We start from the raw sequence: 14076 nt of genomic DNA, 5'->3' as shown, positions 1-14076 counted from the left end.
ATAGGGCGTGTATTACACCAGCTTTCCGATTTCCGGCGATAGCCGCGCCAGCTCCTGCTTGATCCAGCGCAGAAACAGTTGCACCTTGCGGGTACGGTGCATATCCCGGTGGGTGACCAACCACAGGTTAGTGCACCATTCCGGTGGCGGCTCGATCAACCGCTGCAATCCCGGGCGGGCTTCCGCGCACCACTGATTGAGGGCCGCGATCCCCACGCCACAGCGGGCCGCATCTTCAAACCCGGAGAACTCATTGCAGCACAAAACGATCTGCTCGTCCGGGACCTGCCGGGTGATCCAGTGCAGGCTGGGGATAAAATCGTAGGCTTCGGTGGGGCCGATAAACCGGTGCCCGGCGAGCGCATCCAGCCCGTTGAAGGGCCCGCATTCGCGCAGGTATTCGGCGGAGGCATAAAGTGCGCTGTTCAGCGAAATGCCGGGCTGCACTACATAGTCCGGTTCCGTGGGCTTGGCGCCGGGGCGGATGCCGATATGCGCCTCGCCGTGTTCCAGGCGCAGATGCCGCCGGTCCGCTACCAGCTCAATACACACCTGCGGATTGTCTCGCTGAAAGCCGCGGATCATCGGCATCAAGAGTGGGATCAGCGTGTTGACGGTGGTGATCACCAGAGAGCCCTGCAGGGTTTCCTCAACCCCCTGTATTTTCCCCACCAGCAGATCCAGCTGGTCCTGCATGTTTTCTGCCGCCCCCATCAGCATATGCCCGGCCTCGGTGGGCACGTAACCCCGCGGGTGACGGATAAACAGACGGGTTTGCAGGGCCTTTTCCAGGGCGTCGATACGCCGCAGCACCGTGGAATGGGACACTTCCAGTTCCAGCGCGGCGCCGGACAACGTGCCCGCTTTGGCCACCGCGAGGGCGTAATGCAGATTATTCCAGTCCTTGACCGAGCTCCCCGTCACCCGTTGCCTCCTACGCTCCGTATCCGCTCTGACACCTGCCCGGCACTCTAGCCGCGCCGGGCCCTCTGTGCAAAATCGCACAGAACCATTGCAAAAACATCATTTCTGTTCCCTCACAGATTCTCCAGAATACGCCCATGCCCGCCCCCCGGGGCCCTATTGTTACAGGAGAGCCTATGAACACCCGATCCACACCCCACCTGCTGGCCCTGTCCGGTAGCCTGCGCAAAGATTCCTGGAATCGCCAACTGGCCGCCGCGGCGGCATCCTTTGCCCGCGCAGGCGGTGCCGAGGTAACCGAGATCGACTTGCGCGACTTTCCCTTGCCGCTGTTTGACGAGGATATTGAGGCGGCCGGTGTGCCGGAATCGGCAGGCCGCCTGAAGCAACTGTTTGCCAGCGCGGATGGATTTCTGATCGCCAGCCCCGAGTACAATGGCTCGATCACCGCGGCGTTGAAAAACCTGATCGATTGGGTGTCGCGCCCGGACGGGCAGTTTGCACGCGCGGAGGTCTTCCAGGGACGTCGCGCGGCACTGTTTGCCACCTCGCCGGGGGGACTGGGGGGCATGCGCGGGCTGAATCACCTGCGGGATATTCTTCAGCCCCTCGGTACCTGGATAGCGCCGACCATGCTGGCAGTGCCGTCGTCAATGACCGCCTTCGCCGATGGTCGGCTGGTTGATGCAACGGCAACTGCGCAATTGCGCACACTGGTAGAGGACACCCTACGCGCGATCGAGACCGAATCCCGCGGGGCCACCAACGCCGCCTGAGGTCGGCATGGAGGGCTAGCCCTCCTCCCGGACCACCCAGAAACGCTGCATTTTCAGGAACAGGAAAGAAGCGGTCCAGGTGATCATCACCAGTCCGGTCAGGGCTTCGAGCCCTGCGGTAAAACGCAGGGCGCCATGGGCTTCGATATCGCCATAACCGAGGGACGTGTAATTGGTGAAAGAGAAGTAGACACAGTCCAGCATGGCGCCATTGAAATTGCCGGTCAAAGTGCCGAACAGTGGCGAGTGGTACATAAAATAGTACCCTACCGCGAACATCCAGATCTCCACCACATGGGCCACAAGGGCACCGAACACACCGATCAGAACCGTCACATTGCGACGGAATTTCCAGCGGTGTGACACCCAGAAAAGTGCGTTCAATGCTTCGTGATGGATCACCACCGCGAATGCGACCAGGCACGCATTGATCAGGATTGCTACCAGCATTTCAACGTCGTTTCTGAAAAAATTCCCGTACCAGCGTCGCGGCCTCGTCCTGCAGTACGCCGCCTTCCACCAGCACCCGGTGATTGAAAAATGTCTGTTCCGGAAGCTGTAACTGGCTGGCTACCACGCCGGCGCGAGGCTCGGCGGCACCGTAGACCAGTCGCGCGATACGCGCGTGCACCAGGGTGCCGAAACACATGGTGCAGGGCTCGATGGTGACATATAACGTGGCTCCGGGCAGTCGATAATTCTGCTGGTGCCGGGCGGCGGCGCGCAACGCCATGACTTCGGCGTGGGCACTGGGATCGGACGCGGAGATTGGCTGATTGAAACCTTCACCGATCACTTGCCCATCCAACACCACGACCGCGCCCACCGGAACTTCGCCCAGTTCGGCAGCTTTGGCAGCCAGCCCCAGCGCCTGCTGCATAAACATATAATCACGCGGTGTTGCCACGGTTAAGAGTCCTGATTTCTGGTCATTCTGCGCAACAGAAAATCTGCCTCCAGTTCCAGCGATGTTTCTGCTTCCAGCTGCAGTCGCGCAGCATTATTTCCTTTCCAGGCAAAAGGCGTCATGGTCAGAAAATCCTTTACCGCCTCAGCCCCATCAATCCGCAGGGGAAATTCACAGCGCATTTCGTTTTGCAGGGTAAACCCGGTAATTGCCGCCGGGACACTATGCTGCTGTGGTTTCTCGTAGAGCCGGGATTTCAGACTCCACAAATGGTCGGGCCCGGGGGAGACATCAAGCAGGACGCCGCCCGGCTTCAGAACACGGCACAGCTCCGTCGCCGGGCCCGGCGCGAACACGCGCAGCACCGCATCCACACTGGCCTCGGCCACCGGCAAATGGAAGCTACTGGCCACGGCAAAGTGTGCCTGGGGCTGCTTTTTCGCCGCCAGCCGCACGCCGGCTTTGGCGATATCAATGCCGTAAAGGGATGATGCCGGCCAGCCACCACTTTCCAGCGCCCGTGTGTAATAGCCTTCCCCGCACCCGAGATCCATCAATACCTGCGCACCATCATCCGATGCGAGCGAAGACAACTGTGCACCGATGGCCTCCGCCAGCGGCCGGTAATGACCGGCCTCCAGAAAGCGGCGCCGTGCATTCAGCATCTCCGCCGAATCCCCCGGTTCGCGGCTGCGCTTTTGCTGCACCGGCAACAGATTCACATAGCCTTCCTTCGCCTGGTCGAAGCTGTGGCCGTTGCCGCAGCGCCAGCTTCGCTGCTCCAGGTGAAGGGGTTCTCTGCAATGGGGACACTGCCAGATCATGCGCTTTCGCTGACTTCCTGTAATGGTTGCATCGTCGACTTGTTCAATATCAGCTCCGCCGCTTTTTCTGCAATGGCGATCACCGGTGCATTGGTGTTACCGCTGATGAGGGTGGGCATTATGGAGGCATCCACCACACGCAGTCCATCCACCCCACGTACGCGCAATTCGCTGTCCACGACGGCAAGCTCGTCCTGCCCCATCTTGCAGGTCCCTACCGGGTGATAAATCGACTCGGCTTTCTGCCGGATAAAATTGGCAATCGCCCCTTTCGTGGTAAGGGGCTGCTCCGGCAGCCACTCGCGCTTGTGCAGTTTTTGCAGGGCGGGCTGCTGGATAATTTCCCGAGCCATTTCAAAGCCCTCGATCAGCACCTGCAGATCTTCCGGCTCTGCCAGATAGTTCGGCTGAATAGCGGGCAGCGCTCGCGGGTCACGGGACACCAGCGTAATCTGGCCACGACTTTTTGGCCGCAACGCACAGGCGTGCAGGGAGTAGCCATTGCCCGGACGCTTGTCGAGGCCGTGATTGAACAGCGGCACCGCACTCAGGTGAAACTGGATATCCGGGTGCTCACCGGCGAGACTCGAGCTGGCAAAGCCACCCGCCTCAGCCACATTATTGGTCAGCTTGCCGCGATTCAGCAGCAGGTATTCCGGAAAATGCATGGCCGCGCCCAGCTTTGACAGGAATGCGTCGTTGAAGCCAACCGCACTATTCGTCTCGACGACCTGGGTAATATCCAGGTGATCCTGCAGATTGCGACCCACACCAGGGAGGTGGCACTGGGGCACGATTCCGAGCTTTTTGAGTTCCGCTTCCGGGCCGATTCCCGAGAGCATGAGCAGTTGTGGCGACTGAATGGCACCGGCGCAAAGAATCACCTCTTTATTGGCTACCACACGCTGCCCATTGATCAGGGTAACCGCACACACGCGATCCCCCTTGAACTCCAGCCCGGCTACCAGGGAGCTGGTATAGAGACTTAGATTGGGGCGCGCCTTGGCCGGGTACAGGTACGCTGTGGCAGAAGAGCAGCGACGGCCCGCGCGCTGGGTCACCTGATAGAAGCCCACACCATTTTGCTGATGACCGTTGAAATCCTGATTGTGGCGATGCCCCGCCTCCTGGGCGGCGCTGACAAAGGCGCGTCCGGCGGGGGACTTCCACTTCAGGTCAGACACCGACAAGGGGCCAAACCCGCTGTGCCAGGCATCACTACCGCGCTGATTGACTTCCGCCATCAGAAAATACGGCAATATCCCGTCCCATCCCCAGCCGGGGTTCCCCGCCTTTTCCCAGGCGTTGTAATCCCCGGCGTTACCGCGGATGTACAGCATGGCGTTGATAGCACTGCTACCGCCAAGGACACGGCCGCGCGGCCAGAACAGACGGCGGTTATCCAGATTGGCCTGGGGCTCGGTGTAGTGATGCAGGTTGAAACGCTTTCCCGGGACCAGATACCCAATCCCCACGGGCATTTGAATCAGAAGGTTGTGATCGGACGGACCGGATTCCAGCAGGCAGACGCGATTCTGTTCATCTTCACTGAGACGGTTGGCCAACACGCAGCCTGCGGATCCGCCCCCGACAATCACGTAGTCATACACTTTGCTTCTCGCCATGGTCTTCTCTCTTTTTATGCTTGTTATGGTGCCACTCGCTCGGTTCAAGGGTTGGTGGCGCCCAATCTAGCATCGAACGTTCGTCAGCATGCCTTGATCCACGGGAAAAACACGAGCAATTCCGAAATCCGTGAGAGATATGCCGGCAGCAGCTGCAGTCAATCCAGCAATTGTAGACCCGGAACAGCGCGGCTTTCGCGCGCGGCGCGACGGGGGAACCGACCGTTGCAGAGCAGGAGGGAGCACACGCAACGCAGGCACCCCACAAAAAAAGGGGGCAGCCGTGCACGGCTGCCCCCTATTCCGTCAGCACTGCCTTGGCGACAGTGCAGGCTCAGGTGATTTAGAGCGCCACGGCCCTACCGGCACGCTGACCGTCGGCACTGCGGGCGCGAACGGACTGGACCGCTTCTGCCGACACTTCGCCGGTAAGCGACTGCCATTGCTGGCCATCAAAATACTCCACGGTCAGTCCCGGGTAAGGCAGTGCGGTCTTCACTCGCGCGTCCTCGACCACAGCACCCGGCACCGGCACCCGGTAACCGATACCGGCACGATCCAGCTTGAGCAGCTCCTTGTTACCCAGGGCTGCCGCAAAACCGGACCAGTCTGACGCCAGCGCCGCTTTGTTCACAAACGAGGACTCAGCATGGAAACTCTGTCCTTCCTGCAACGGCAATTCCCAGTCCGCCTGGTGCCAGGCGCGCTCCGCCAGTGCCAGCAGGCGCGGGAAAACCTGATATTCCACCGCTTCATCGGTGCGCACCACTTCACTCCAGAGCTGCCCCTGGATACCGCGCACACTCTCCGCGAAGTGCGCACTCGGGGAGGTCGCCTCCCAATTCTGGCCATCTCGATTCCGGTAGAGTTCCGCCAGCTGCGCGGTGTTCAGTGGCGCATAGCTGAAGGTCTTGCGCGTATCGGTATACCGGGACGCCCAGTAATAACCCCGCTCTTTCGGATCGACTTCCTGGGGCATGTCGAAGTACAGGAAGTCGGAGTGGGACTGCACCAGGTCAAAGCCGGTCTCGGCAAAGTGCACACTCTCGTCACCCCCGCCCCAGAACAGCGGTGCCCAGGAATTCACATAGTTGTTAGGGGTTGCCAGCTCGGCACTGGCATCGCTGATTTTCTTTACCCCGTCGTTCCACGCCGCCATGGTGGGAATGCCCGCATCGGCCACCAGTCGACTGACCCGTTTGGCGTACAATTCGCCCAGTTCATCCATCGCCTTCACTTCACCACTGGCAATCAGCTTCTGGCACTGGGGAGAATTGGTCCACGGTTTGTTGCGCTGTTCCGCCGTGACATCGCCCTTCTCCGGGTTTTCGCCCGGCCCCACTTCAAAGGCATCCGCAGCGAGGATATTCACCGCCTCGTCACCTCCGAAGTGCCAGGTTTTCAGCGGATGGCCAGCGCGGTCGTGCATGGCTTTGACCTCGCCAATCAGCTTGCCGACAAACGCGTAAGTGGAGTCCACACATGGATTGATATAGCTGTCGTTGTAGAACTGCACCGACAGGTACCGGGTGTCGTCCTGTGGGTCAATCAGACGGTAGGCAGACGCCGCTTCCGGGTCAGCATCCTTCAGTTTGCGATAACGGGCCTCCATCGCCACTACCGCGGAACGGGCGTGGGCCGGCATATCAAACTCCGGGACCACTTCGATATGGCGGTCCGCTGCATAGCGCAGAATCTCCACGTAGTCGTCCACGCTGTAGAAACCACTACCGAAGTTATCTGCGAAGGGGCCGGAACCCAGTTGCGGCAGCAGACAGCGATTCTCCTCCAGGTCGAAACAGCGCTGGCTACCGATCTCGGTCAGTTCCGGCAGCCCCGGAATCTCCAGGCGCCACCCTTCATCGTCGGACAGGTGGAAATGAAACCGATTGAGCTTGTAGGCCGCCATCTGATCCAGCAGCTTGAGAATCACCTCCTTGCTGTGGAAGTTGCGGCCCACGTCCACAAACATGCCGCGATGAGGAAAGCGCGGGGCGTCATCCACAACCACCTGGGGCAGACTGCCACTTTTCAGGTCCACCAGGGCCAGCAGAGACTGCACCCCGTAAAAGGCACCGCTGGCATCCACACCGACCACCTCGGCGCCCTGTTCCGCCACATTCAGGCGGTAGGCTCCCGCCGGCCGCTTACTGAAGGCGCCTGGGTCGATGGTCACGGAAACCCCATACGCCTCATCACCACTGGCGGACAGCTGCAGGGTAGCCAGACGCTGCTGCAGTGCAGCCACACTGCCGGCATCCAGGCCTTCCGCCTGCAGCGCAATACCGGCGTCAAGCTGAATCAGCGGCGCGTCCGTCAACTGCACATTAGCCGGTTGCGGGATAATACGGCCGCGCCATTCCTGCGCATCCACCGCTTCCACATCGGCAGTGAACTGCTGGAAACGGCTATCGGCCGTGGCCAGTGTATTGGCATCCTCCGCCACACGTTTCCAGTTGTCGGGATGGTTTTTGGTAATCGGCAGGACAATATCCGAAAGGTCATCGGTATCGGTGGAACGGATGATGTGGGGGGCACCGTCACCATCGACCACGAACAGGCGAGGCTGGAAGTCCGATTCGAACTGCATCCAGCTCTCTGCGAGCAGGTCCAGCTGCAGAGTTTCACCGGAGCCAATGCCGGTAAAGCGCTCGTTGGGAATCAGGCGGTGCAGGTCGCCATTCACTCTTTCCAGCGTGAACGCGTCCGTATTCAGCAGCGCCAGGGAGCGGCGCACACTGTGAAAATAGAGGGTCCAGTCGCGCTCATCCGCGGCCACCGCAGGGCCGTTGTTGATCAGGCTGATCCGATAGGTAGAACAGGTCGCAGCACTGCCGCCGGCCTGTTTGCACTGCGCTCGCAGCGCGTCATCCACCCCCTGAAAGTTGAGCAGCACTTCCTGGGTAACGTCAAAGTTGGCGGCGATGCGCTCCGGTGCAGACAGTTGGGCATCGGCGGCCGGAGGCTGACTGGACTCGGGCTCAGCGCAGGAAGCAATCAATGTGGACAGGGCCAGGCTGGCAAAGAGTGGGATCCGTCTCATGGATGATCTCTATTTTGATGGGCCCTCGCCGCTCTCGCAAACCGGAAAGGCGCCCGTGGATTCTTATCGTGGATGATCGGGTATGCCGGTACTTCAGAATCCGGCCAGTGCACCACAATAGCGAAAAAGACAGCGCTGTCAACACGATACCCGACTTACCGGGAACAGCCTGCCCGTACACCGGATCCTTACCGCGACAGACGGTGCGATAGCCACATCGGGGGTCAGGGCTCAAAGATGACCAACTCTGCGCCAAACGTATCCGACCGGGGAACCACGGTCCAGATTTCTCCTCTCACTAATGATTCCGCGCTTCCGTCACTAGACAATGTTTTTATAAGTGACACCGTGACCATATGGTTTTTATATTAAAAAACATTGGCGGAATCATCCCCGCAGCCCCCGCAAACTGGGCAAAACTCTATACATCCAGCACTGGCGGGGCTCGCAGCGAAATGACCATATTTCACATAGAATTCACAACCAGCATTGGCACTTTTCCGGATTTTGTGAGATACAACGTCATGTTCAGGGTGAGCCATAATAAATTCAGTGGTTGTTCAGTAACCAACTGAGCCAAGCAAATACTCCCCGGGGTGGAAAAATGGATTCTCGCAGTACTCGGTATCTTTCCTCTAAGCGCCAGGCTCGTGCCCTGCCAGCGGTGCTTGGCCTGCTTCTGCTTCCATTTTCCTCCACCCTCCTCGCCGACGATATTTTTATCCCCGATTCCAACAGCGCTCTGAATCTTCAGGCCGACAACGCCTTTTTCATCGACAGCGCTTTTGGCATGGACAACAACGCGCTGTACGAATCCGCGGAAAACCTGCTCAACAACTCCATGGGTATGATCCACCGCCGCCTGAACCATCAGTGGCTGGAGCAGCACACCCGCCCCAGTGAATATGTGGATAAGACCGGTGGCCGCGCGGTTAACGAGATCCTGAAAATGGGTTTCAAAACGTACATGGAGCAACACAAACGCAGTAAACAGCACCCGTTACTGCGCTATACCCAGGGCGGCGGCAAGTTCAACTTCAATGACGCACTGGATTACGATGTCCGCCTGTCCGATGACAAGTTCAAAATCTCGGTCGAATACGAGTTCTGAAGTCCGGCCTGATTCTTCCCGCTAACCTGCTAGAATCTCCGCCACGTTTTTCACAGGCGGAGATTCCCGTGTCCGACACCGTCAATACCCCGACCCAGTTCAACCAACTCCCCCGCGCCGGCGTGGTCCCGCGGCTGATCGCCCTGCTCTACGACGGGATGATCCTCGCCGGGCTGTGGATGGTGTACGGATTCTTCGCCATGCTGGTAGCCTCGACCTTTGGCGGGCTGCACTGCCAACCGGAACATGTAGATTACACCCCCTGCGTGGGTGGCCCGCTGTATCAGTTTGGCCTCTTCGCTGTGACCGCGGGCTATTTCTTCTGGTCCTGGCGCGCCGCGGGCCAGACCATCGGGATGCGCGCGTGGCGCCTGATGGTGGCCAACAACAACGGGGTGCAGCTGAGCTGGTACCAGTGCTTCATTCGCGCACTGGTAGGCCCGCTCTCAGTGGCCTGTTTTGGCCTGGGTTACTTCTGGGGATATTTTCGTGCAGACCGCGCCAGTTGGCATGACCTGGCATCGGATACCGAAGTGCGGCAGCTGCCGAAAAAGAAGAAGAGTAAGACCTGAGACCCGTACAGTAGCAAAGTGCGAAGGTGCCTCTCGGGGCACCCGATAGCGGCACCACGCCACCAGACTGGATAGTATTCCGCCAGCGAGGTTTATCTCGCCCGCTTCAAAAGCGCCCACCCCAGTAAAAAGCTCGCCAGGATCGGCACCATCACCGCAATAAACGGCGGAAACCCGAACACCACTGAAGACGGCCCGAGCATATCCTGAACCGTCTGGAACACGATCCCCACAATCACCCCGGTAAATACCCGCAAGCCAGTGGTGACTTCCCGCAGTGGGCCAAAAATAAACGAGATCGCCATCATCACCAGGCCGGCAATCGTCAGCGGCTGCAGAATCTTTTTCCAGAAGGCCAGCCAGTAGCGTGCAGACTCCTCGCCCTTGCGGTCGAGAAAACGCCCATAGGACCAGAGGTTGCGCGGCGACAGGTCCGACGGCAGCGGCACAACCAGCGAGAACAGATCCGGTGACATATCGGAGTCCCAGGTGGACTGCGCTTCACGGGTGCTGCTGGCACGCTCCGGGGTCAGGCTTGTCTGGCGGCTGTTCTGCAGCTCCCAGCGGTCATTGGCAAAGTGCCCACGCTCGGAAAACACCACCTGCTCCAACTGCTGATCCTGATCGAACTTGTACCGGGTAATACCAAACAGGGTACCGCCCGGCAGCGCCGCATTGAAATGCACAAACTCTCCGCCCTCGAACAGCCATAATCCCTGCTCCAGCCCCGCATTATCGAGCTCACCCTGGGCAATCGCCCGCTGGCTTTCGGCCGTCTGGTTCGTATACGGAATCACCAGCTCCGCCAGTGCCAGCCCCAACACAATCAACACCAGCACCGGTTTCATCACCGCCCAGGCAATGCGGCCGATGGATATCCCCGCCGCACGCATCACTGTCAGCTCGCTGGTCCCGGCCAGTGTACCGAGGCCGACCATACAGCCCACCAGTGCCGAAAAGCCGAGCTGGCTGTAAATCCGCTCCGGAAGCGTCCACACCACATACTCAAGCATATCGGCAAACTGATAGTCCCCCCCCAGATCTCCCAGGCCATCGACGATGGCGGAAATCACATCCAGACCAAGGATAACCATCAGCACCGCGAGAATTGCCAGCGTCACGGTACGGGCGATGTAGCGATCAAGCAGGGACATGGGCACCTCCTTTATCGGCACCATCGCCACCGCGCTTGCGTGGCTTTTTCAGTTTACGCCCGCCCAACAGGAACAGCCCGAGGATCAAAAATGGCGGGTGCACCAGCCAAATGGCCCAAGCCTGTTCGATCTTGCCATCCTCGATCGCACCGCGCACACCCTGCAGCGCCACCAGATAAATGATGTACAGCAGCACTGCCGGTATCATTTTGGCGTAGCGCCCCTGGCGAGGGTTAGTACGGCTCAGCGGCACCGCGAGAATCGCAACCACCAGCACCAGCACCGGCAGGCTGAAGCGCCAGTGCAGGTTCACCCGCTCACGCGGGTCTTCACTTTTCCACAGGGCCGCGGTGGACATGGATTGCAGCTTTTCACTGGCCTTGGAGCGCAGGCGTGGCACTTCGAGCAGCACCTCGTAGCTGGAAAACGCCATCTGCCGGTAATCACTCTGACCGGGTACGCCCTCGTAGCGATAGCCATCCCGCAGCACCAGATAGCGGAGACCGGTTTCCGGGTCTATCTGCTGCACACCTTCCCGGGCCACGGTGACGATCTGGTGGTCCGTCTCGGTGTCTCCACGGGAATTACCCAGCTCCGCCAGGAACACCTTATGCATGGTGGAGCGGTCTTCGCTCAGCCCCTCGGCGTAGTAAACGGCGCGCCCGCCACCGGTGGCGACAAATTTCTTCGGCACCAGGTGATCAAACTCGTTGCGGGTTTTGTCCGCCGTCAGCAGGTGGGAGGTCCGTTCGATCCCGGTGGGCGTCAGGTACAGACTCATGGCCCCCACAAAGGCCGCCACCATCAGTGCCGGCACCAGGGTATAGCGCAGCAACTGGCGCTCACTGAACCCGCAGGCGTGCAGTACCGTCATTTCACTTTCGATATAGAGGCGGCCGTAGGCCAGCAGAATGCCCACAAAAAAGCCCAGTGGGATCACCAGCTCAAGGAATCCCGGCAGGCGGAAACCCATCAGAGAGAACAGAATACCCGCGGAAAGATCACCCGCCGCAGCTTCCGCCAGATACTTCACAAAACGGCCACTCATGACCATCAGTAGTAACACGGCACTGACCGCCAGGGTGGCACCGAGTAACTCGCGGCAGAGGTAGCGGAAAATAATCACTGAACGACCAGCTTCCCTGATTGCACTGTTTGGATTGGACGATTGGAAATGCGATTCCGGTTTATTGGCATCGTCGGGTGTCAGAGTAGAACACCTGATCAGAGGTTCCCGAGCAAAGCGATGCGACTCGGGTTAAACTTGTGCGGCGCATTATCACCAAAAAGCCCGGCAATGTCTCGGCCCACCACTGTTTCTCTGGCCTGCTGACAGCAAGACACTACTGAGCCCTCGATTTTGGGGCCAAACATTTCGTCTGCACTGACGCCGCGGCACGCGAAAAAACCACCAAGGAACCGAATACATGCAGTTTACCGCCAAGGTCACCGACATTCTGAAGCAGCGCACTGCCTGCGCGATCATCGCCGTCGACAACAAGAACCGCCTCACCGACAGTGGCAGCGCGCTGGACAAGGCGAACGACGGCGCCCTGGCCAAACTCCTCAAGCGCGGCGACCTGGGCAGCACCATCGGCAGCACCCTGATGGTCCCGAACCTGGAGAGCGGCTGTGATCGCATACTGCTGGTACGCAGCAGCAAGGCCCCCATCTCCCAGCCAGAGTTCCGCAAGCTGGCCAACAACAGCGCGCGCGCCATCAAATCCCTGAAAGACGCCACTTCGTACCTGACGGAAGTAGCCGTAAAAGACGCTGACATCACCTGGCAGGGTGCGCAACTCGCCCTCGCCGCTGGCCTCGCCAGCTACAAATTCACGCGCTGCCACAGCGACGCCAAACCCAATCCACTGGCCAAGTTCACCGCCCACGCACCGGAAAAAAAGCAGCTGAAAGCCCTGCAGAAAGGCGTGGAGTTCGGCGGCGGCCAGGCCCTCGGCAGTAATGTGGCGCGGGAACTGGGCAACCTGCCCGGCAACATCTGCACCCCGAGCTACCTGGCGAGTGAGGCCAAGGCGCTGGCGAAAAAACACACAAAGCTCACTACCACGGTACTGGATAACAAGAAAATGGAATCCCTGGGCATGGGCGCTTTCATGAGCGTGGCCAAGGGCAGTGACGAACCGGCGGCGATGATCGCCATGAACTACAAGGGCGGCAAAACCGGCCAGAAGCCGATTGTGCTTGTCGGTAAGGGCATCACCTTTGACACCGGCGGCATCAGCCTGAAGCCCGGTGCCATGATGGACGAGATGAAGTTCGACATGTGCGGTGCCGCCAGTGTATTCGGCGTGATGAATGCACTGGTGGAAATGAACGCCCCGGTCAACGTGGTGGGTGTTGTCGCCGCGGCGGAAAACATGCCTAGCGGCCGTGCCAGCAAGCCGGGGGATGTCGTCACCTCGATGAGCGGCAAGACCATCGAGATTCTCAACACCGATGCGGAAGGCCGCCTGGTGCTGTGCGACGCCCTGACCTGGGCGGGTAAATTCAAGCCCAGCGTGGTGATCGACGTGGCCACCCTCACCGGCGCCTGTGTTATTGCCCTCGGCCACCACGCCACAGGCCTTTACGCCAACCAGGACAAACTGGCTGAAGACCTGATCGCCGCCGGCGAAACCGCCGGTGACCGCGCCTGGCGCATGCCGCTGTGGGACGAGTACCAGCCCATGCTGAACTCCAATTTCGCCGACATGCAGAACATTGGCGGCCGTGAAGCCGGCTCCGTGACCGCAGCCTGCTTCCTTGCCCGCTTCGCCGAAGACTACAACTGGGCCCACCTGGATATCGCCGGCAGCGCCTGGAAATCCGGCGCCGCCAAAGGCGCCACCGGACGTCCGGTTCCGCTGCTGCTGCAATACATTCTGAATAAAAAGTAAACACAACTTAAATCGAAGTAATTAACTTCGGGCGAAGGTCCTGATACCGATAACGGTTCACAGGACCTTCCGCGAGAGGGACCTCGCGGAAGAGCCCCCAGGGATGGGTTCACGGCGTGTCCTGTGAACCGTTATCGGTAGCAGGGCCGCCACCTATCCAGGATCAGCGCTTTTTCCTGATCAGGTGGCGCCGCCACTGCCCGGTAAACCCTTGCGAGACACGCCGTAAACCCATCCCTGGGG

12 protein-coding genes are annotated in these 14076 nt (G+C 59.7%); 4 read left to right on the top strand and 8 right to left on the bottom strand.

The window, feature by feature from the left end; genetic code table 11:
• Positions 1 to 12: 12 nt before the first annotated feature.
• Positions 13 to 924, bottom strand: a complete 912-nt coding sequence (locus LRR79_RS08345) for a LysR family transcriptional regulator (RefSeq protein ID WP_231759895.1) — start codon at positions 922 to 924, stop codon at positions 13 to 15.
• A 176-nt stretch (positions 925 to 1100) separates the two neighbouring features.
• Here LRR79_RS08345 and LRR79_RS08340 point away from each other — a divergent pair, with 176 nt between their 5' ends.
• Positions 1101 to 1700, top strand: a complete 600-nt coding sequence (locus tag LRR79_RS08340) for an NADPH-dependent FMN reductase (RefSeq protein ID WP_231759894.1) — start codon at positions 1101 to 1103, stop codon at positions 1698 to 1700.
• A 15-nt stretch (positions 1701 to 1715) separates the two neighbouring features.
• Here the strand turns inward: LRR79_RS08340 and LRR79_RS08335 are convergent, their stop codons facing one another.
• The 5 genes from LRR79_RS08335 to LRR79_RS08315 form a co-directional block, all read right to left on the bottom strand.
• Positions 1716 to 2150: an ion channel gene (locus LRR79_RS08335; RefSeq protein ID WP_231759893.1), complete on the bottom strand. Its 435-nt coding sequence runs from the start codon at positions 2148 to 2150 to the stop codon at positions 1716 to 1718.
• 1 nt (position 2151) lies between these two features.
• Positions 2152 to 2607: a tRNA adenosine(34) deaminase TadA gene (gene tadA / locus LRR79_RS08330; protein ID WP_456085666.1), complete on the bottom strand. Its 456-nt coding sequence runs from the start codon at positions 2605 to 2607 to the stop codon at positions 2152 to 2154.
• Positions 2608 to 2609: 2 nt separating this feature from the next.
• Positions 2610 to 3431 carry a 23S rRNA (guanine(745)-N(1))-methyltransferase gene (gene rlmA / locus LRR79_RS08325; RefSeq protein ID WP_231759892.1) on the bottom strand — a complete coding sequence of 274 codons (822 nt, stop codon included), beginning with the start codon at positions 3429 to 3431 and terminating at the stop codon, positions 2610 to 2612.
• On the bottom strand, positions 3428 to 5056 hold the full coding sequence (locus LRR79_RS08320; protein WP_231759891.1) for a GMC family oxidoreductase: 1629 nt from the start codon (positions 5054 to 5056) through the stop codon (positions 3428 to 3430). Before LRR79_RS08320 ends, rlmA begins: the two co-directional genes overlap by 4 nt.
• A gap of 343 nt (positions 5057 to 5399) precedes the next feature.
• Positions 5400 to 8099, bottom strand: a complete 2700-nt coding sequence (locus tag LRR79_RS08315) for a family 20 glycosylhydrolase (RefSeq protein WP_231759890.1) — start codon at positions 8097 to 8099, stop codon at positions 5400 to 5402.
• Positions 8100 to 8703: 604 nt separating this feature from the next.
• Here LRR79_RS08315 and LRR79_RS08310 point away from each other — a divergent pair.
• Positions 8704 to 9210 carry a hypothetical protein gene (locus LRR79_RS08310; RefSeq protein ID WP_231759889.1) on the top strand — a complete coding sequence of 169 codons (507 nt, stop codon included), beginning with the start codon at positions 8704 to 8706 and terminating at the stop codon, positions 9208 to 9210.
• 68 nt (positions 9211 to 9278) lie between these two features.
• Entirely contained in the window at positions 9279 to 9782 is a 504-nt protein-coding gene (locus LRR79_RS08305; RefSeq protein ID WP_231759888.1) for an RDD family protein, read from the top strand.
• A 92-nt stretch (positions 9783 to 9874) separates the two neighbouring features.
• Here LRR79_RS08305 and lptG read toward each other — a convergent pair whose 3' ends face one another.
• Positions 9875 to 10936: an LPS export ABC transporter permease LptG gene (lptG, locus tag LRR79_RS08300; protein WP_231759887.1), complete on the bottom strand. Its 1062-nt coding sequence runs from the start codon at positions 10934 to 10936 to the stop codon at positions 9875 to 9877.
• The gene (gene lptF, locus LRR79_RS08295; protein ID WP_231759886.1) at positions 10923 to 12062 is read right to left on the bottom strand and encodes an LPS export ABC transporter permease LptF; all 1140 of its coding nucleotides are present in this window, start codon (positions 12060 to 12062) and stop codon (positions 10923 to 10925) included. Before lptF ends, lptG begins: the two co-directional genes overlap by 14 nt.
• 301 nt (positions 12063 to 12363) lie before the next feature.
• On the opposite strand from lptF, the gene LRR79_RS08290 reads away from it, so the two are divergent.
• Positions 12364 to 13833: a leucyl aminopeptidase gene (locus tag LRR79_RS08290; RefSeq protein WP_231759885.1), complete on the top strand. Its 1470-nt coding sequence runs from the start codon at positions 12364 to 12366 to the stop codon at positions 13831 to 13833.
• Positions 13834 to 14076 lie beyond the last annotated feature (243 nt).

Source organism: Microbulbifer elongatus, assembly GCF_021165935.1.
Classification (GTDB): Bacteria; Pseudomonadota; Gammaproteobacteria; order Pseudomonadales; family Cellvibrionaceae; genus Microbulbifer; species Microbulbifer elongatus.
The sequence above is the reverse complement of the archived record's forward strand: the minus strand, read 5'-3'. Positions and strand labels throughout refer to the sequence as shown.

Excerpts from the sequence above, each read along its gene's own strand:
- LRR79_RS08340 (WP_231759894.1), top strand. The coding sequence starts at position 1,101 with ATGAACACCCGATCCACACCCCACCTGCTGGCCCTGTCCGGTAGCCTG.
- LRR79_RS08335 (WP_231759893.1), bottom strand. The coding sequence starts at position 2,150 with ATGCTGGTAGCAATCCTGATCAATGCGTGCCTGGTCGCATTCGCGGTG.
- rlmA (WP_231759892.1), bottom strand. The coding sequence starts at position 3,431 with ATGATCTGGCAGTGTCCCCATTGCAGAGAACCCCTTCACCTGGAGCAG.
- LRR79_RS08320 (WP_231759891.1), bottom strand. The coding sequence starts at position 5,056 with ATGGCGAGAAGCAAAGTGTATGACTACGTGATTGTCGGGGGCGGATCC.
- LRR79_RS08315 (WP_231759890.1), bottom strand. The coding sequence starts at position 8,099 with ATGAGACGGATCCCACTCTTTGCCAGCCTGGCCCTGTCCACATTGATT.
- LRR79_RS08310 (WP_231759889.1), top strand. The coding sequence starts at position 8,704 with ATGGATTCTCGCAGTACTCGGTATCTTTCCTCTAAGCGCCAGGCTCGT.
- lptG (WP_231759887.1), bottom strand. The coding sequence starts at position 10,936 with ATGTCCCTGCTTGATCGCTACATCGCCCGTACCGTGACGCTGGCAATT.
- LRR79_RS08290 (WP_231759885.1), top strand. The coding sequence starts at position 12,364 with ATGCAGTTTACCGCCAAGGTCACCGACATTCTGAAGCAGCGCACTGCC.